This is a genomic window from Pseudomonas poae, from assembly GCA_028869255.1.
Taxonomy (GTDB): Bacteria; Pseudomonadota; Gammaproteobacteria; order Pseudomonadales; family Pseudomonadaceae; genus Aquipseudomonas; species Aquipseudomonas poae_C.
This window is the reverse complement of sequence record CP110972.1, coordinates 4077873-4095815: the sequence shown is the minus strand read 5'-3', so window position 1 is coordinate 4095815 and position 17943 is coordinate 4077873. Positions and strand designations below refer to the sequence as shown.

The window sequence follows — 17943 nt, the reverse complement described above, 5'->3', positions numbered from 1 at the left end:
TTTATTAGTTGGACGCCGTACCGGGCCAGCGCCAAAAATCGAGCTATTCCACGATAAGCGTCGTTGGGGTGTCAGGACAAGTTGCGAGTTCTGCGTAAAAAATCCCACACTACAAAAAAACAAAGCCTACAGGAGCGCCCACCGTGAGCCGTCTGCTACTCAATTGCGATATCGGCGAAAGCTTTGGTAACTGGACCATGGGTCTGGACGCCGAGGTCATGCCGTTCATTGATTGCGCCAACGTGGCCTGCGGCTTCCATGCCGGCGACCCGAGCATCATGCGCAAGACCGTCAGCCTGGCCCTCAAGCACGGCGTACAGGTCGGCGCGCACCCGGCGTACCAAGACCTGCAAGGTTTCGGCCGCCGTTCCATGGCCTACACGCCCGAGGAAATCCAGGACCTGTTGCACTATCAGATCGGCGCCCTCGACGGCATCTGTCGCGCCCAGGGCGGGCGGGTCAGCTACGTCAAACCCCATGGCGCGATGTACAACGACATGATGGCCAACCCCGCACAACTGCGCGCAGTGATCCGGGCCGTGGCGGCTTACGGCGAGCTGCCGCTGATGCTGCTGGCGACCCGCGACAACAGCGCAGCGCAGGCCCTGGGCGACGAATACGGCGTAACCCTCTGGTTTGAAGCCTTCGCCGACCGTGCCTATGACCCCAAGGGGCATCTGGTTTCGCGCCAGTTGCCGGGTGCGGTGCACCATGATCCCGAGACCATCGTGCAGCAAGCCCTGACCCTTTCGCGTGGCCACGCGCTGACCGCCAGCGACGGCAGCCCGCTGGTCCTGCAGGCCAATACCCTGTGCGTGCATGGCGACAATGCCAGCTCGATCGCCGCGGTGCAGCGCATCCGCGAGGCGTTGAGGCCAGCATGAAACCACGGATTGAAGTGGTTGCCATCGACTGTTTGATGGTGCGTCTGTTTGAGGTGATCGCCGAAGCGAATATGCCGTGGATGCTCGCCGCTACCCAGCGTTTGCGCAGCGGTTTTGGCGCGGCGCTGGTGGACCTGGTGCCGTCCTACACCACCTTGATGGTGCATTACGACCTCACTGCGTTGAACCCGGCCCAAGCCCGCGAACTGATCGACCAGGCCCTCACCGACCTGCAACCCCAGGCCCAGGGCGGCGGCCAATGCCATGTGCTGCCCGTGTGGTACGACCTGAGCGTCGGCCCTGAATTGAGCTTGCTCAGCCAGCGCAGCGGCTTGGCCGTGGACGACGTGATTCGCCGTCACAGCGCTCACCCCTACCAGGTGTTCGCCCTCGGTTTCGCCCCCGGTTTCGCCTTTATGGGCCTGGTGGATGAAAGCCTCGCCACCCCCGCCTGAAGACCCCACGCAAACGCGTGGCGGCCGGCAGCGTCGGCCTTGCCGAACGGCAAACGGCCGCGTACCCGGTGGTGTCGCCGGGCGGCTGGAACCTGATCGGCCGTACCCCGGCCAAACTCTTCGACCGCGAGCGCGACGGTTACAGCCTGATGCAACCGGGCGACACGGTGCGTTTCGAAGCGGTTGATCACGCCGAATTCATCAAACTGGGTGGCGATGACACGCCGTTGGAGGCGCAGGCATGAGCCGCTTGTTGATCGAGGCCAGCACGCCGCTGTGCCTGTTGCAGGACGCCGGTCGTTTTGGCGTGCGCCACTTGGGCGTGACCCAGGGCGGCGCGCTGGACTGGGTGTCGATGTCCTGGGCCAACTGGCTGTTGGGCAATGCGCTGGACGCGCCGGTGGTGGAAATTACCCTCGGCGGCTTTACCGTGCAGGCCGAGGATTACTGCCTGCTGGCCCTTGCCGGTGCGGACCTGGGCGCGTATATCGACGAACGCGCCATCAGCCCCGGCCGCAGTTTTATCCTGCAAAAGGGCCAGCGTTTGCGCTTTACCCAGCCATTCAACGGGGCGCGGGCTTACCTGGCGGCACCGGGCGGGTTTGATGCGCCGCAGGTGCTGGGCAGTTGCGCCACGGTGGTACGTGAGGAACTGGGCGGGCTTGATGGTTTCGGCAAAGTGCTGGCTGAAGGCGGGCGGTTGGCGTATTCCGGTACGGGCGGGGCGATGAAAGTGCTGGCTGACCCAGGGTTGCAATCGGCAGCATCACTGGACGTGATTGTCGGCGCACAAATCGGCCAGTTCAGTGGGCAAAGCCTGTTCGATGCCTTCAACACCGAGTGGGCGCTGGACAGCCGCGCCGACCGCATGGGTATGCGCCTGTTGGGCACGCCGTTGCAGTATCAGGGGCCGTCGTTGATCTCCGAAGGAATTCCTCTGGGGGCGATCCAGGTGCCGCCGGATGGGCAGCCGATTGTGTTGCTCAATGATCGGCAGACCATTGGTGGTTACCCGCGTCTAGGTGCGCTGACACCATTGGCGCTGGCGCGGCTGGCGCAGTGTCTGCCGGGGGAGAAGGTTCGGTTGGCGCCGGTGGTGCAGGAGACGGCGCATCGGCAGCATATCGAGTATTTGCAGCGGTTAACCACGGGCTAAACCACGCTGCAATCCAGAAGGTGGGAGCGGGCTTGCTCGCGAAAGCGGTGGGTCAGTTGCCTGATAGGTTGGCTGACACTGCGCATTCGCGAGCAAGCCCGCTCCCACATTTGGATCTGCGTTTATTTGGAGAGAAAGCGCATGCCTTCTTCCAACCCGCGCAACGTCAGCGGGTACATCTGATCCTCCACCAACTCCCGCACAATCCCGGTCGAGGCGGTGTACCCCCACGTGTCCTTGGGATACGGGTTAATCCAGATCAACTTCTTGTACTTGGCCATGAAACGCTGCATCCACACATACCCCGGCTCCTCGTTCCAGTGCTCAACACTGCCGCCGGCCTGGGTTATTTCATACGGCGCCATCGACGCATCGCCGATAAAGATCACTTTGTAATCGGCGCCGTATTTGTGCAGCAAATCCTGGGTCGAGGTGCGTTCCGAGGTGCGGCGCTGGTTGTTTTTCCACACCGACTCGTACACGAAGTTGTGGAAGTAGAAGTACTCCAGGTGCTTGAACTCGGTCTTGCACGCCGAAAATAACTCTTCGCAGATTTTGACGTGGGCATCCATCGAGCCGCCGATGTCGAACAGCAACAGCAGCTTGATGGTGTTACGCCGCTCCGGGCGCATCTGGATATTCAGCAACCCGGCATCGCGGGCGGTGTGGTCGATGGTGCCGTCGATATCCAGCTCTTCGGCCGCACCCTGGCGCGCAAACTTGCGCAGGCGGCGCAGGGCGATCTTGATAGTGCGCGTGCCCAGCTCAACCTGGTCGTCGAGGTTCTTGTACTCGCGCTGGTCCCAGACCTTTACCGCCTTGCCCTGGCGTTTGCCGGCGTCACCCACGCGAATGCCTTCCGGGTTGTAGCCGCCGGAACCGAACGGGCTGGTGCCGCCGGTGCCGATCCACTTGTTGCCGCCGGCGTGGCGTTCCTTCTGTTCTTCCAGGCGCTTCTTGAATTCTTCGATCAGCTTGTCCAGGCCGCCGAGGGACTGGATCTGCGCACGCTCTTCATCGCTCAGCGAGCGTTCGAACTCCTTGCGCAGCCACTCCTCGGGGATCAACGCCTGCAGGTGGTCGTCGAGCTTTTCCAGGCCGTTGAAGTAGGCGCTGAACGCCCGGTCGAACTTGTCGTAATGCCGCTCGTCCTTGACCAGAATCGCCCGGGCCAAGTAGTAAAACTCGTCCATGTCGGCGAAGGTCACGCGCTGTTTCAGGGCGTTGATCAGGTCAAGCAGCTCGCGCACCGACACCGGCACCTTGGCCGCGCGCATTTCATTGAACAGGTTGAGCAACATCAGCGATTACCGCGACGGCTCATGAACGCCAGTCGCTCCAGCAGTTGCACATCTTGCTCGTTCTTCACCAGCGCACCGGCCAGGGGCGGGATGGCCTTGGTCGGGTCGCGCTCGCGCAGCACGGCCTCGCCGATATTGTCGGCCATCAGCAATTTGAGCCAGTCGACCAGCTCGGAGGTGGACGGCTTTTTCTTCAGGCCCGGCACTTTGCGCACGTCGAAGAATACGTCCAGGGCTTCGCTGACCAGGTCCTTCTTGATGTCCGGGTAGTGCACATCCACGATTTTTTGCAGGGTGGTGCGGTCGGGGAAAGCGATGTAGTGGAAGAAGCAGCGGCGCAGGAACGCGTCCGGCAGCTCTTTTTCGTTGTTGGAGGTAATGATGATGATCGGGCGTTTCTTGGCCTTGATGGTCTCGTCGATTTCGTAGACGTAGAACTCCATCTTGTCGAGTTCTTGCAGCAGGTCGTTGGGGAACTCGATATCGGCCTTGTCGATTTCATCGATCAGCAGAATCACCCGCTCTTCGGACTCGAACGCTTCCCAGAGCTTGCCTTTTTTCAGGTAATTGCGCACATCGTGCACTTTATCCACGCCCAACTGCGAGTCACGCAGGCGGCTAACCGCGTCGTACTCGTAGAGGCCCTGATGCGCCTTGGTGGTGGACTTGATGTGCCAGGTAATCAGTTTGGCGCCGAAGGATTCGGCCAGTTGCTCGGCGAGCATAGTCTTGCCGGTGCCCGGTTCGCCCTTGACCAGCAATGGCCGCTCCAGGGTGATGGCGGCGTTGACGGCCAATTTCAGGTCATCGGTAGCCACATAGGCCTGGGTGCCTTCGAACTTCATCGGTCATTCCTCGAATTCATCAATGCCCGGACTATACCGCGCAGCCCCGGCGACTGTGAACGCAGACGGGTTATTCAGTCTCTGAATGGCCGGTCACGACACAACCTTCACGCTGCACCGCTCCCCCAGTTAATCTGCGCTGGGCTTGGGTTGCTCGTAACGGGCATTGAACGCCTGGATAAACCCATTACGCAAAATCGCCAAAAATGCAGAGAACGCGCTGACATTTTGCTGATGCACGCTGCCACTCAGCTCCACGCGGGTGGCGAACTGGTTCTTGGACTGGTTTTTCAACACGGTCTCGCTGGCGCCGACCACGGCCTCCCAGATCGAACGGAAGATGTTTTTGTCCTTGTTTTCCACGTCCTGCTGCCAGTCGAACACCTCGACATCGCGCAGCAGCGGCTTGATGTAACCGGTCAGTTGGCCTTTTTCCGCCTGGGCTTCGATCACCACATCGCCGGTACCGGCCTTGAAATCGAACTTGCCGTAGGCCGAGGCGAAGTCATTCATGCGCTTGAGCTGCAAATCCTTGGCGCGAAAGCGGAATTCGAAGTTTTCGAAATTGCTCAGCGGGTCAAAGGTGGCGGTGGCCTCCAGCGGTGCCTGGCCTTGCAGCAGGGCCTTGCCTTCGAAGCGTGCATCGCGCTTGCCTTTGACGTCGACCACGTTGGTCAGGTTGTAGAAGCTGGCATTCACCGAGGTGGCGTTGATATTCACCGGGGGCTTGGAGCTGAAGTTATGGAAAGCGATCTTGCCCTCCTGGATGCGCACTTCATCGAGGGTGATCGGTGCCAGTTTGCTCAGTTGCTCGCGCCAGTCGGTGCCTTTACCGGTCTGGGATGCCTGCTGGTTGGCGCCGCCGTCGACAAAGTTCACCTCGGGGTTGATGAACAGCACCTTGGCCACCACCGCATGGTCGTACCACAACGAATGCCAGCTCACCGCGAGGTCGATCAGCGGCGCCTTGACGAACGGTACAGGCACCTTGCCGTCGACCTTGACGATCTGCAGGCCGTTGATGCGGTACGCGCCGCGCCACAGTGCCAGGTCCACGTCGGTGACCTGGCCACGGTAGTCGCCCATGTCGGCGAGCTTGTCGTTGAGGTAGTTACGCACCAGATAGGGCAGGGCGACACTGATGGCAACCAGCAATACCAGCACTCCGGCGACGGTCCATAGTGGCCAGCTGTAGCGACGTTTCATGGCGGTTCTCCTTGCATGTAGGAGATGGACTGTGCGGACGCGCCCAACGTTCCTCCGACTGGACGCTTTGCAGCACGAGGCATACCCTTGTGGCCTTCTTGATATTGCCTAAAGGACCCGTCATGAGCCGCATTTTTGCAGACAACGCGCACTCCATCGGTAACACGCCCCTGGTGCAGATCAACCGCATCGCCCCGCGTGGCGTGACCATCCTGGCCAAGATTGAAGGGCGCAACCCAGGCTATTCGGTGAAGTGCCGCATTGGCGCAAACATGATCTGGGACGCCGAAAGCTCCGGCAAACTCAAGCCGGGCATGACCATCGTCGAACCTACCTCCGGCAACACCGGTATCGGCCTGGCCTTCGTCGCCGCGGCCCGTGGCTACAAGCTGCTGCTGACCATGCCGGCCTCCATGAGTATTGAGCGGCGCAAGGTGCTCAAGGCCCTCGGCGCCGAGTTGGTGCTGACCGAGCCGGCCAAAGGCATGAAAGGGGCTATCGACAAGGCGGCTGAAATCGTCGCCGGCGACCCGGCCACCTACTTTATGCCGGCCCAGTTTGAAAACCCGGCCAACCCGGCGATCCACGAGAAAACCACCGGCCCGGAAATCTGGAACGACACCGATGGCGCGGTGGACGTACTGGTCGCGGGCGTGGGCACCGGCGGCACCATCACCGGTGTGTCGCGCTACATCAAAAACATCCAGGGCAAACCGATATTGTCGGTGGCGGTAGAGCCGATCGTGTCGCCGGTGATCACCCAGGCACTGGCTGGTGAAGAGATCAAGCCCAGCCCGCACAAAATCCAGGGCATCGGCGCCGGTTTCGTGCCGAAAAACCTCGATTTGTCGATGGTCGACCGCGTAGAGCTGGTGACCGATGACGAGTCCAAGGCCATGGCCCTGCGCCTGATGCAGGAAGAGGGGATTCTGTGCGGCATCTCCTGCGGTGCCGCGATGGCGGTGGCCGTGCGCCTGGCCGAGAAGCCGGAAATGCAGGGCAAGACCATCGTAGTGATTCTGCCGGACTCCGGTGAGCGCTACCTGTCGAGCATGCTCTTCAGCGATCTGTTTACCGAACAAGAAACCCAGGCTTGATATATGCCTGTGTTGAGCAGGCTCGCTGTGGCGAGCAGGCTTGTTGTGGCGAGCGGGCTTGCCCGCGTTGGGCTGCGCAGCAGCCCCAATGGCCCACGCCGCATTTCTGCAGAGCTAAACACGGTGACTGGTTTTAGGGCCGCTCCGCGCCCCAACGCGGGCAAGCCCGCTCGCCACAGAAAGCAGGCTCGCCACAATGCGATGTTTGATTTGTGTCAGCCGGTCAGCTCGGGCCTTCTGCATAATGGCTCAACTGTTTATCATGGCCGGCTGCTACGTCTGCTGTTGGCCAGGCGATTATTTCAGGAGTTGCTGCATGACCTTTTCTTTGGCCGCCAAACTGTCGGTACTGGCGTTGTTTATCGGCAGCACGCTGTATGTGCACCTGCGCGGCAAGGCGCGTTTGCCGATGTTGCGCCAGTTCGTCAACCATTCGGCGCTGTTCGCCCCCTATAACGCCTTGATGTACCTGTTTTCGGCCGTGCCGTCCAAGCCGTACCTGGACCGCAGCAAGTTTCCCGAACTGGACGTGCTCAAGGACAACTGGGAAGTGATCCGCGAAGAGGCCATGCACCTGTTCGACGAGGGCTACATCCGCGCCGCCGAAAAGAACAACGACGCCGGTTTCGGGTCGTTCTTCAAAAAGGGCTGGAAGCGTTTTTACCTCAAGTGGTATGACAAACCCCTGCCATCGGCCGAGGCGCTCTGCCCGAAAACCGTGGCGCTGGTGAGCAGCATCCCCAACGTCAAGGGCGCGATGTTCGCCCTGTTGCCGGGCGGCAGCCACCTCAACCCGCACCGCGACCCGTTTGCCGGTTCCCTGCGGTACCACCTGGGCCTGTCCACGCCGAATTCCGACGACTGCCGGATCTTCGTCGACGGCCAGGTTTACGCCTGGCGCGACGGTGAGGACGTGATGTTCGACGAAACCTACGTGCACTGGGTCAAGAACGAAACCGAGCAGACCCGCGTGATTCTGTTCTGCGACATCGAACGCCCGCTGAGCAACCGTGTAATGACCCGCATCAACCGCTGGGTCAGCAAGCAATTGGGCCGCGCTACGGCGCCGCAGAACCTCGACGACGAACGCGTGGGCGGCATCAACCAGGCATATGCGTGGAGCAAGACCTTCAGCGACAAGTTCAGTGGTGTGGTCAAACAGTGGAAGCGCAAGCATCCGAAGGCGTACCGCATTGCGCGGCCGATTCTGGCGGTGGTGGTGTTGGTGCTGTTGTGGAAGTGGTTGTTCGGCTGATCTGAAACGCGGTCAAAAATGTGGGAGCGGGCTTGCTCGCGAATGCACAGTGTCAGTCGATACATATTTGACTGATCCACCGTATTCGCGAGCAAGCCCACTCCCACATTTGATCTGCGTCGTGCTTAAGAGGCGATCAACTGCCGCAGTACATAGTGCAGAATCCCGCCCGACTTGAAGTATTCCACTTCATTGAGCGTGTCGATCCGGCACAGCACCTCGACCTTCTCGCTGCTGCCATCCTCCCGCGTAATCACCAGCGTCAAGTTCATGCGCGGGGTGATCTCCACGTCGGTCAGACCGAGAATGTCGATTTTCTCCTTGCCGGTCAGCTTGAGCGCCTTGCGGTTCTGGTCCAGCTTGAACTGCAACGGCAGCACGCCCATGCCTACCAGGTTGGAGCGGTGAATCCGCTCGAAGCTCTCGGCGATCACCGCCTTGACCCCCAGCAGGTTGGTGCCCTTGGCCGCCCAGTCACGGCTTGACCCGGTGCCGTATTCCTGGCCTGCGATCACCACCAGCGGCGTGCCAGAAGCCTGGTATTGCATGGCTGCGTCATAGATCGGCATTTTCTCGCCGGTAGGGATGTAGAGCGTGTTGCCACCCTCCTCGCCGCCGAGCATCTCATTGCGGATGCGGATATTGGCGAACGTGCCGCGCATCATCACTTCATGGTTGCCGCGGCGTGAGCCGTAGGAGTTGAAGTCCCGCGGTTCCACGCCTTGCTCGCGCAGGTAGCGGCCAGCCGGGCTGTCGGTCTTGATATTGCCGGCGGGGGAGATGTGGTCGGTGGTCACCGAATCGCCCAGCAGGGCCAGTACATTGGCGCCTTTGACATCCTTGATCACCGGTAAGGGGCCGGCGATGTCATCGAAAAACGGCGGATGCTGGATGTAGGTAGAGTCTTTCTGCCACACGTAAGTCGCGGCCTGCGGCACTTCAATGGCTTGCCACTGCGCGTCACCGGCAAACACCTCGGCGTATTCCTTGTGGAACATACCGGTGCTGACCTGTGCCACCGCGTCAGCAATCTCTTTGCTGCTCGGCCAGATGTCCTTGAGGTACACCGGCTTGCCGTCCTGATCGTTCCCCAGCGGCTCGCTGCTGATATCGATACGCACGGTGCCGGCCAGCGCATAGGCGACCACCAGCGGCGGCGAGGCCAGCCAGTTGGTTTTCACCAGCGGGTGCACGCGACCCTCAAAGTTACGGTTGCCGGACAGCACCGAAGCGACGGCCAGATCGGCCTTCTGGATGGCTTTTTCGATCGGCTCGGGCAAGGGGCCGGAGTTGCCGATACAGGTGGTGCAGCCATAGCCCACCAGGTCGAAACCGAGCTGGTCGAGGTACTGGGTAAGACCCGCCGCCTTGTAGTAGTCGGTGACCACTTTGGAACCTGGAGCCAGGGAGGTCTTGACCCAGGGTTTGCGGGTCAGGCCTTTTTCCACGGCTTTTTCGCCACCAGGCCGGCCGCCATCATCACGCTCGGGTTGGAGGTGTTGGTGCAGGAGGTGATCGCGGCGATCACCACGGCGCCGTTTTTCAGGCGATAGGTCTGGCCGTCGTATTCATAGTCGGTCTCACCCACCAGGTCGGCGTTGCCCACGGCCACACCGCCACCGCCTTCACTTTCCAGGCGGCCTTCTTCCTTGTTGGTCGGTTTGAATTGCAGATCGAGGAAATCGCTGAACGCTTGGCCGACATTCGGCAGCGACACGCGGTCCTGCGGGCGTTTCGGCCCGGCGAGGCTGGCTTCGACGCTGCCCATGTCCAGGGCCAGGCTGTCGGTGAACACCGGTTCCTGGCCTGCGTTGCGCCATAAGCCTTGCGCCTTGGTGTAAGCCTCCACCAGCTTCACGGTTGCTGCCGGACGGCCGGACAGGCGCAGGTAGTCCAGCGTTACGTCGTCCACCGGGAAAAAACCACAGGTAGCGCCGTATTCCGGGGCCATGTTGGCGATGGTGGCGCGGTCGGCCAGGGGCAGGTCGGCCAAGCCGTCGCCATAGAATTCGACGAACTTACCCACCACGCCTTTTTTACGCAGCATCTGCGTGACGGTCAGCACCAGGTCGGTGGCGGTAATGCCTTCTTTCAATTTACCGGTGAGCTTGAAGCCGATCACTTCCGGAATCAGCATCGACACCGGCTGGCCGAGCATCGCCGCTTCCGCTTCGATACCGCCCACGCCCCAGCCGAGTACGCCGAGACCGTTGATCATGGTGGTGTGCGAATCGGTGCCCACCAGGGTGTCGGGGAACGCGTAGGTGCGGCCGTCTTCATCCTTGGTCCACACGGTGCGGCCGAGGTATTCGAGGTTGACCTGGTGGCAGATGCCGGTGCCCGGTGGCACGACGCTGAAGTTATCGAAGGCACTTTGGCCCCAGCGCAGGAAGGCGTAGCGTTCGCCGTTGCGCTGCATTTCGATGTCGACGTTCTGCTCAAACGCGCTGGTGGTGCCGAATTTGTCGACCATCACCGAGTGGTCGATCACCAGGTCCACCGGGGACAGCGGGTTGATGCGCTGCGGGTCGCCACCGGCCTTGGCCACGGCGGCGCGCATGGCGGCCAGGTCGACCACGGCGGGCACCCCGGTAAAGTCTTGCATCAATACCCGGGCGGGGCGGTACTGGATCTCGCGGTCGGACTGGCGCTCTTTGAGCCAGGCGGCGATCGCCTTGAGGTCGGCGCCGGTGACGGTCTTGTCGTCTTCCCAGCGCAGCAGGTTTTCCAGCAGCACCTTGAGGGACATCGGCAGCTTATCCAGGTCACCCAGGCTCTTGGCGGCTTCGGGCAGGCTGAAGTAGTGGTAGGTTTTGTCGTCTATCTGCAGGGTTTTAAGGGTTCTCAGGCTATCAAGGGATGACATTACATGACTCCTTATGGTCCGCACGGCTACGGACCTGACGGGACGAACAGAGCTTTCAACTTAGCCCTGTTTTCATTAGCAGGCTAATAACTGGACTCTATCGTTAAGTCCAAGGTTCCGAACTCGGCTATCATGCGCGCGTTTTCATGACAGGCATTGCGCTACAGCAAGCCGGTTGCCAGGAGATTCAATGAACACCCTTTTTATGCACTGCCGCCCGGGTTTTGAAGGCGAAGTCTGTTCCGAGATCGCGGAACACGCCGCGCGCCTGAACGTTTCCGGCTACGCCAAGACCAAGACCGGCAGCGCCTGCGCCGAATTTGTCTGCACCGAAGAAGACGGCGCCCAGCGTCTGATGCACGGTCAGCGCTTTGCCGAGCTGATCTTCCCGCGGCAGTGGGCACGCGGGGTGTTTATCGACCTGCCGGAAACCGACCGTATCAGCGTGATCCTCAACCACCTGCAGGGCTTCCCGGTGTGCGGCAGCCTGTGGCTGGAGATGGTCGACACCAACGACGGCAAGGAGCTGTCGAACTTCTGCAAGAAATTCGAAGTGCACCTGCGCAAAGCCCTGCTCAACGCCGGCAAACTGGTGGACGACCCGAGCCAGCCGCGCCTGCTGCTGACGTTCAAAAGCGGCCGCGAAGTATTCATGGGCCTGGCCGAGTCGAACAACTCCGCCATGTGGCCGATGGGCATCCCGCGTTTGAAATTCCCGCGTGACGCGCCAAGCCGTTCGACCCTGAAGCTGGAAGAGGCCTGGCACCACTTTATCCCCCGCGACCAGTGGGACGAGCGCCTGCACGGCGACATGACCGGCGTCGACCTCGGTGCAGCCCCTGGCGGCTGGACCTGGCAACTGGTCAACCGGGGCATGCTGGTGACCGCCATCGACAACGGCCCCATGGCCGAAAGCCTGATGGACACCGGCCTGGTGCAGCACTTGATGGCTGACGGCTTCACCTTTGTGCCCAAGCAGCCGGTGGACTGGATGGTCTGCGATATCGTCGAAAAACCGGCGCGCAACGCCGCGCTGCTGGAAACCTGGATCGGCGAGGGCTATTGCCGTGAGGCGGTGGTGAACCTGAAATTGCCGATGAAGCAGCGTTACGCCGAGGTCAAGCGTCTGCTGGAGCGCATCGAAGAAGGGTTCAAGGCGCGTGGGATTCGGGTCGAGATCGGCTGCAAGCAGCTGTACCACGACCGCGAGGAAGTGACCTGCCACCTGCGTCGGCTGGTGGATGTGAAGAAAGCCAAAAAACACTGATATCAACTGTGGGAGCTGGCTTGCCTGCGATAGCGGTATAACTGTAGAAATCTATGTTGAATGTGCCCCCGTCATCGCGGGCAAGCCCGCTCCCACAGGAGAACGGGTCTGTTTTAGGAGTGAAGTATGAGTCAGTCTCTGGATTTGCCCGTCGACGGCACCCTTGACGCCACCGGCCTCAACTGCCCGGAGCCGGTGATGATGTTGCACCAGCACATCCGCGACCTGCCGCCCGGCGGCTTGCTCAAGGTGATCGCCACCGACCCGTCGACGCGCCGCGATATCCCCAAGTTCTGCGTGTTCCTTGACCACGAACTGGTGGATCAGCAGGAGCAGGCCGGCACGTACCTGTACTGGATCCGCAAGAAGGTCGATTAAACCCTTAAAACACTGCAGTTGTGGCGAGCGGGCTGGCCCGCGTTGGACTGCGTAGCAGGCCCATTTTTGGGGCCGCTTCGCGACCCAACGCGGGCAAGCCCGCTCGCCACAGGTTCTGCCTCAGGTGTTGTCACAGGGCCGGATGGAGGCGCCTCGTCTTGTCCACACGAATGCGTCGGCGTGCACTGCGCGCCAAGCGCACCAGCAACATCCCCGCCGCACAGCTCAGGCCCACGATCAGGCCCTGCCACAAACCGCTCGGGCCGCTCGGTTCGCCGAGCCAGTCGGTCAGCCCCAGCGCGTAACCCACCGGCAGGCCCACGCCCCAATAGGCAAACAGGGTCAGCACCATGGTCACGCGGGTATCCTGATAGCCGCGCAGGGCACCGGCGGCGGTGACCTGGATCGAGTCGCTGAACTGGAACAGCGCCGAGAACACGATCAGCGTCGACGCCAAGTGAATCACGATCGGGTCCGGGGTGTAGATCGCCGCAATCTGCTCGCGAAACACCAGCATCAGGCTGCAGGACAGGCAGGCATACGCCAGCGCGGTGCCCATGCCGACCCCGGCGGCGAAACGCGCTTCACGCGGCTCGCCTCGCCCCAGCGCCTGGCCCACACGCACGGTGACCGCCATGCTCAGGGAGTAGGGGATCATGAAAACCAGGGAGCTGACGTTCAGCGCAATCTGATGCCCGGACACCACCGTGGCGCCCAGGCCGCCGAGCAACAGGGCGATCACCGCAAAGATGCTCGATTCGGCAAAGATCGCGATGCCGATGGGCAGGCCAATCCCCAGGACACGCTTGATCACCGCCCATTGCGGCCAGTCGAAACGCTTGAACAGTTCGCTGCTCTGGTAGGCCGGGCCCCAGCGGGTCCAGCCGGCCAGGCCGAGCATCATCACCCACATCGCAATCGCGGTGGCCCAGCCGCAGCCCACGCCGCCCATGGCTGGCACGCCGAGGTGGCCATAGATGAAGATGTAGTTCAGCGGAATATTCAGCGCCAGCCCGCACAGGCCCATGACCATGCTCGGCCGCGTGCGGCCCAGGCCGTCACTGAAACAGCGCAGTACGTAATACAACGCAATCGCCGGCATGCCGGCGGCGATGCCGTGCAGGTAGCCCATTGAGGGTTTGATCAGGTCAGGCTCGACTTTCATCGCATGCAGGATCGGTTCGGCGCACAGCAGCAACAGTGCCGCACTGATCCCGACCACCACCGCCAGCCACAAGGACTGGCGCACCAGCGGGCCGATCTCGCTGAACTGCCCGGCACCGTAGCGCTGGGCGACTTTCGGCGTGGTGGCCAGCAGGGTGCCGGTCATCAGCAGGTACACCGGGATCCAGATCGAATTGCCCAGGCCCACGGCCGCCAGGTCCTGGGGGCTGACGCGCCCGGCCATTACCGCATCGACAAAGCTCATCGCGGTGGTGGCCAGTTGGCCAATCATGATCGGCAGGGCCAGGGTCAGCAGGTCGCGCACTTCCCGGCTGATGCGGGCGGGGCGGGTGAGGGTGGCGGTGGCAGTGTTCACGTACAGGTGTCCAGTAAAGAGCAGCGCAGGGACGGCGGATTCTACGCTTTGACGCAACGGTCAGGAAAAAACCAGTGTTGCTGATTTGTAATGCGCTCTACCAACAGGCGCTGAACCCCTGTGGGAGCTGGCTTGCCTGCGATGGCAGCACCTCGGTTCGGGCGATCCACCGAGTCGCCCGCATCGCAGGCAAGCCAGCTCCCACTCAAGCCCTGTACACTGCTGTTCCGCGAAAGGAGCCTGCCATGTTGATTGTTGCCGACGAAAATATTCCGCTACTCGATGCCTTCTTCGAAGGGTTTGGCGAGATTCGCCGGGTGCCCGGGCGCGCCATCGACCGCGCCACGCTGGAGCAGGCGGACGTGCTGCTGGTGCGCTCGGTCACCAACGTGAACCGCGCCTTGCTGGACGGCACATCGGTGCGTTTTGTCGGCACTTGCACCATCGGCACTGACCACCTCGACCTCGATTACTTCAAGCAGGCCGGTATCCAATGGTCCAGCGCTCCCGGCTGCAATGCGCGGGGCGTGGTCGACTATGTGCTGGGCAGCCTGCAAACCCTGGCCGAGCTCGAAGGCGCCGACCTCAACCAGCGCACGTATGGCGTGGTGGGCGCCGGTGAAGTCGGCGGGCGGCTGGTCAAGGTGCTCAAGGGCCTGGGCTGGAACGTGCTGGTGTGTGACCCGCCGCGGCAGATCGCCGAAGACGGCGATTACGTGAGCCTGGAGCAGATTATCGAGCAATGCGACGTGATCAGCCTGCACACCCCGTTGACCAAATCCGGCAACGGTTCCACCTGGCACCTGTTTGACCGCCAGCGCCTCAACCAGCTCAAGCCCGGCACCTGGCTGATCAACGCCAGCCGTGGCGCGGTGGTGGATAACGCTGCCCTGCGCGAGGTGCTGCTGGACCGCGAAGACCTGCAAGCGGTGCTGGATGTGTGGGAAGGCGAGCCGCAGGTGGATGTCGACCTGGCAGACCTGTGCGTACTGGCTACGCCGCATATCGCCGGTTACAGCCTGGATGGCCGGCAGCGTGGCACGGCGCAGATTTATCAGGCGTTCTGCGCCTACCTGGGCCAGGCGCCTGCGATTCAATTGAGCGATCTGTTGCCGGAGCCGTGGCTGGCCGAAGTGCAGCTGAATGCCTCGACCGACCCCGCCTGGGCGCTGGCCACCCTGTGTCGCAGCGTGTACGACCCGCGCCGTGATGATGCGGATTTCCGCCGTAGCCTTGTGGGAACCGTGGAACAACAGCGCAAGGCTTTCGACCTGTTGCGCAAGGGCTACCCGGCACGCCGCGAGATTGACGGCTTGAGGGTGCGGATCAATGGGGAGTCGACGGTGTTGGCAAACATCGTCACCGCCCTGGGCGCTCAAGCGGTTTAAAGCCAGCCTATAAAAAACCCGGCCACCTGGGCCGGGTTTGAAAGTGCGTGGGCGCTTCAGCCCTGGGCAGGCTTGACCAGCCGCTGCTCCAGCTCGCTGCACGCCTGCTGGATCATCTCTTCGGTGATCTGCACTTCGCGGCCCTTGGCGTCGATGTACGAGCAAGGCAACTGCTGCGGTTGGCGAATCACTTCAATTTTGGCATCGCTGCTATCTTGCAAGGTCATGGCCTGTCTCCTCATCAGGTTGTGTACCTACTGTGAACCCCCCGCGTGACTGCGCCGTTACAACTCCTTGCACATTCATCGGTTCGAATACTCAGTCCACCAGAAACCATTACGAATTTCCAGCCGGGCATTAGACCGATAGCCTCTAGGGGCCAGCATCGGCGGGCATAATTAATCCGACTCATTGTTATTTACCCAGGTTCCCCCCATGTAAGGGCGGTAGATACTTATCTCCCTTACGCAGGTGATGCCCTCCATGTTCTCAGTCCGTCAACGCCGTGCGATCCGCCTGGCCAGCCGCTTTATTGCGCCCTACCGCTGGCAGGCGCTGGGTGCGCTGTTGGCGCTGATCGTCACCGCTGGCATCACGTTGTCCATGGGGCAGGGCATCCGCCTGCTGGTGGACCAGGGCTTCATGACCCAGTCACCGCACCTGCTCAACCAGTCCATCGGCCTGTTTATGGTGTTGGTGTTGGGCCTGGCCGTGGGTACGTTTGCGCGGTTTTACCTGGTGTCGTGGATTGGCGAGCGGGTGGTGGCGGATATTCGGCGGCAGGTGTTCAACCACCTGATCTACCTGCACCCCGGGTTCTACGAGAACAATCGCAGCTCGGAAATCCAGTCGCGACTGACCACCGACACCACCTTGCTGCAATCGGTGATCGGCTCTTCGCTGTCGCTGTTCCTGCGCAATGCCTTGATGGTGATCGGCGGTATCGTGCTGCTGTTTATCACGAACCCCAAGCTCACCAGCATTGTGGTGGTGGCGCTGCCGCTGGTACTGGCGCCGATCCTGATTTTCGGCCGCCGCGTGCGCAGCTTGTCGCGCTTGAGCCAGGACCGTATCGCCGATGTGGGCAGCTACGTGTCCGAGACCCTCGGCCAGATCAAGACCGTGCAAGCCTATAACCACCAGGTGCAGGACGAGAAGCGCTTCGCCGTGACCGTGGAAGACGCCTTTACCACCGCGCGCAAACGCATCGTGCAGCGTGCCTGGCTGATTACCCTGGTGATCATGCTGGTGCTCGGCGCCGTGGGCGTGATGCTCTGGGTTGGCGGCATGGATGTGATCGGTGGGCGGATTTCCGGCGGTGAGCTGGCGGCGTTTGTGTTCTATAGCTTGATCGTCGGCAGCGCCGTCGGCACCCTCAGCGAAGTGCTTGGTGAGCTGCAACGGGCTGCCGGTGCGGCGGAGCGGATCGGTGAATTGCTGCAGTCGAGCAACGAGATCCAGGCACCTGCCACCGGCACCGTGCAGTTGCCCGAGCGCGTCAGCGGCCGTATGGAGCTGCAGGACCTGCGCTTTTCCTATCCGTCACGGCCGGACAGCTATGCCATTGACGGCCTGAACCTGACTGTCAACCCCGGCGAGACCCTGGCGCTGGTCGGCCCGTCCGGTGCGGGCAAATCGACGATTTTCGATTTGCTGCTGCGCTTCTATGACCCGCAACAGGGGCGCATCCTGCTCGAAGGCCAGCCGCTGACCGACCTCGACCCGCTGGACCTGCGCCGCCACTTCGCCCTGGTGTCCCAGAGCCCGGCGCTGTTTTTTGGCAGCGTCGAAGAAAACATCCGCTACGGCAACCCGTCCGCCACCCGCGAACAGGTCGAAGCCGCCGCACGTATTGCCCATGCCCACGACTTTATCCTGCAAATGCCCGACGGCTACCAGACCCACCTCGGTGACGGCGGCATGGGCCTTTCCGGCGGCCAACGCCAACGCCTGGCCATCGCCCGTGCGTTGCTGGTGGACGCCCCGATCCTGCTGCTGGACGAAGCCACCAGCGCCCTGGATGCGCAGAGTGAACACTTGATCCAGCAAGCCTTGCCGCAACTGATGCAGGGCCGCACCACGCTGGTGATCGCGCATCGGCTGGCAACGGTGAAGCATGCCGACCGAATTGCCGTGATGGACCAGGGCAAACTGGTGGCGGTGGGCACGCATCAGCAGTTGATCGCGAGCAATCCGCTGTATGCGCGGTTGGCGGCGTTGCAGTTCAGTGATGGGGATGCCGGTTAAACGCTAACCCTGTGCCTTGTGGGCTTGTTGTGGCGAGCGGGCTTGCCCGCGTTGGAGT

The 17943-nt window shown here is 61.8% G+C and carries 13 protein-coding genes and 2 pseudogenes; 9 read left to right on the top strand and 6 right to left on the bottom strand.

The window, feature by feature from the left end; all coding sequences use genetic code 11:
* The first annotated feature begins 143 nt into the window (after window positions 1–143).
* The 3 genes and pseudogenes from LRS56_18470 to LRS56_18460 all read left to right on the top strand — a co-directional run bounded on the left by LRS56_18470 (window position 144) and on the right by LRS56_18460 (window position 2495).
* Window positions 144–884, top strand: a complete 741-nt coding sequence (locus LRS56_18470; protein ID WDU60838.1) for a LamB/YcsF family protein — start codon at window positions 144–146, stop codon at window positions 882–884.
* Window positions 881–1584 (top strand): annotated as a pseudogene (locus tag LRS56_18465) (allophanate hydrolase subunit 1). The gene LRS56_18470 and the pseudogene LRS56_18465 overlap by 4 nt, the downstream one beginning before the upstream one ends.
* Window positions 1581–2495, top strand: a complete 915-nt coding sequence (locus tag LRS56_18460) for a biotin-dependent carboxyltransferase family protein (GenBank protein ID WDU60837.1) — start codon at window positions 1581–1583, stop codon at window positions 2493–2495. The pseudogene LRS56_18465 and the gene LRS56_18460 overlap by 4 nt, the downstream one beginning before the upstream one ends.
* Window positions 2496–2617: 122 nt before the next feature.
* Here LRS56_18460 and LRS56_18455 read toward each other — a convergent pair whose 3' ends face one another.
* From LRS56_18455 to LRS56_18445, 3 genes are all read right to left on the bottom strand, one after another.
* Window positions 2618–3796 carry a VWA domain-containing protein gene (locus tag LRS56_18455; protein WDU60836.1) on the bottom strand — a complete coding sequence of 393 codons (1179 nt, stop codon included), beginning with the start codon at window positions 3794–3796 and terminating at the stop codon, window positions 2618–2620.
* Complete coding sequence (locus LRS56_18450; protein WDU60835.1) at window positions 3796–4641, bottom strand: MoxR family ATPase; 846 nt, start codon at window positions 4639–4641, stop codon at window positions 3796–3798. Before LRS56_18450 ends, LRS56_18455 begins: the two co-directional genes overlap by 1 nt.
* 129 nt (window positions 4642–4770) lie before the next feature.
* Window positions 4771–5847 (bottom strand): DUF748 domain-containing protein, encoded by a 1077-nt coding sequence (locus LRS56_18445; protein WDU60834.1) that lies wholly within the window; start codon window positions 5845–5847, stop codon window positions 4771–4773.
* A gap of 122 nt (window positions 5848–5969) precedes the next feature.
* Here LRS56_18445 and cysK point away from each other — a divergent pair, with 122 nt between their 5' ends.
* Window positions 5970–6944, top strand: coding sequence for a cysteine synthase A (gene cysK / locus LRS56_18440; protein ID WDU60833.1), 975 nt, complete (start codon window positions 5970–5972; stop codon window positions 6942–6944).
* Window positions 6945–7260: 316 nt separating this feature from the next.
* Window positions 7261–8199, top strand: a complete 939-nt coding sequence (locus LRS56_18435; protein WDU60832.1) for an aspartyl/asparaginyl beta-hydroxylase domain-containing protein — start codon at window positions 7261–7263, stop codon at window positions 8197–8199.
* A 125-nt stretch (window positions 8200–8324) separates the two neighbouring features.
* Here the strand turns inward: LRS56_18435 and acnA are convergent.
* Window positions 8325–11065, bottom strand: a pseudogene (gene acnA / locus LRS56_18430) (aconitate hydratase AcnA).
* A 190-nt stretch (window positions 11066–11255) separates the two neighbouring features.
* Here acnA and rlmM point away from each other — a divergent pair.
* Together rlmM and tusA are read left to right on the top strand one after the other, a co-directional pair.
* On the top strand, window positions 11256–12332 hold the full coding sequence (gene rlmM / locus LRS56_18425; GenBank protein WDU60831.1) for a 23S rRNA (cytidine(2498)-2'-O)-methyltransferase RlmM: 1077 nt from the start codon (window positions 11256–11258) through the stop codon (window positions 12330–12332).
* Window positions 12333–12458: 126 nt separating this feature from the next.
* A complete protein-coding gene (gene tusA, locus LRS56_18420) occupies window positions 12459–12710 on the top strand; it encodes a sulfurtransferase TusA (GenBank protein WDU60830.1) in 252 nt (83 codons plus the stop codon).
* 130 nt (window positions 12711–12840) lie between these two features.
* Here tusA and LRS56_18415 read toward each other — a convergent pair whose 3' ends face one another.
* Window positions 12841–14250 carry an MATE family efflux transporter gene (locus tag LRS56_18415; GenBank protein WDU60829.1) on the bottom strand — a complete coding sequence of 470 codons (1410 nt, stop codon included), beginning with the start codon at window positions 14248–14250 and terminating at the stop codon, window positions 12841–12843.
* A gap of 245 nt (window positions 14251–14495) precedes the next feature.
* On the opposite strand from LRS56_18415, the gene pdxB reads away from it, so the two are divergent.
* The gene (gene pdxB, locus LRS56_18410; protein WDU60828.1) at window positions 14496–15638 is read left to right on the top strand and encodes a 4-phosphoerythronate dehydrogenase PdxB; all 1143 of its coding nucleotides are present in this window, start codon (window positions 14496–14498) and stop codon (window positions 15636–15638) included.
* Between the two features lie 56 nt (window positions 15639–15694).
* Here the strand turns inward: pdxB and LRS56_18405 are convergent, their stop codons facing one another.
* Complete coding sequence (locus LRS56_18405; GenBank protein WDU60827.1) at window positions 15695–15865, bottom strand: hypothetical protein; 171 nt, start codon at window positions 15863–15865, stop codon at window positions 15695–15697.
* Window positions 15866–16112: 247 nt separating this feature from the next.
* On the opposite strand from LRS56_18405, the gene LRS56_18400 reads away from it, so the two are divergent.
* Complete coding sequence (locus LRS56_18400) at window positions 16113–17885, top strand: ABC transporter transmembrane domain-containing protein (protein ID WDU60826.1); 1773 nt, start codon at window positions 16113–16115, stop codon at window positions 17883–17885.
* The last annotated feature ends 58 nt before the right edge of the window (window positions 17886–17943 follow it).

Bases quoted from the DNA above. Each gene is read 5' to 3' on its own strand.
- LRS56_18400 (WDU60826.1), top strand. From the start codon at position 16,113: ATGCCCTCCATGTTCTCAGTCCGTCAACGCCGTGCGATCCGCCTGGCC.
- rlmM (WDU60831.1), top strand. From the start codon at position 11,256: ATGAACACCCTTTTTATGCACTGCCGCCCGGGTTTTGAAGGCGAAGTC.
- LRS56_18460 (WDU60837.1), top strand. From the start codon at position 1,581: ATGAGCCGCTTGTTGATCGAGGCCAGCACGCCGCTGTGCCTGTTGCAG.
- LRS56_18450 (WDU60835.1), bottom strand. From the start codon at position 4,641: ATGAAGTTCGAAGGCACCCAGGCCTATGTGGCTACCGATGACCTGAAA.
- LRS56_18435 (WDU60832.1), top strand. From the start codon at position 7,261: ATGACCTTTTCTTTGGCCGCCAAACTGTCGGTACTGGCGTTGTTTATC.
- LRS56_18445 (WDU60834.1), bottom strand. From the start codon at position 5,847: ATGAAACGTCGCTACAGCTGGCCACTATGGACCGTCGCCGGAGTGCTG.
- cysK (WDU60833.1), top strand. From the start codon at position 5,970: ATGAGCCGCATTTTTGCAGACAACGCGCACTCCATCGGTAACACGCCC.
- LRS56_18405 (WDU60827.1), bottom strand. From the start codon at position 15,865: ATGACCTTGCAAGATAGCAGCGATGCCAAAATTGAAGTGATTCGCCAA.
- tusA (WDU60830.1), top strand. From the start codon at position 12,459: ATGAGTCAGTCTCTGGATTTGCCCGTCGACGGCACCCTTGACGCCACC.
- LRS56_18455 (WDU60836.1), bottom strand. From the start codon at position 3,796: ATGTTGCTCAACCTGTTCAATGAAATGCGCGCGGCCAAGGTGCCGGTG.
- pdxB (WDU60828.1), top strand. From the start codon at position 14,496: ATGTTGATTGTTGCCGACGAAAATATTCCGCTACTCGATGCCTTCTTC.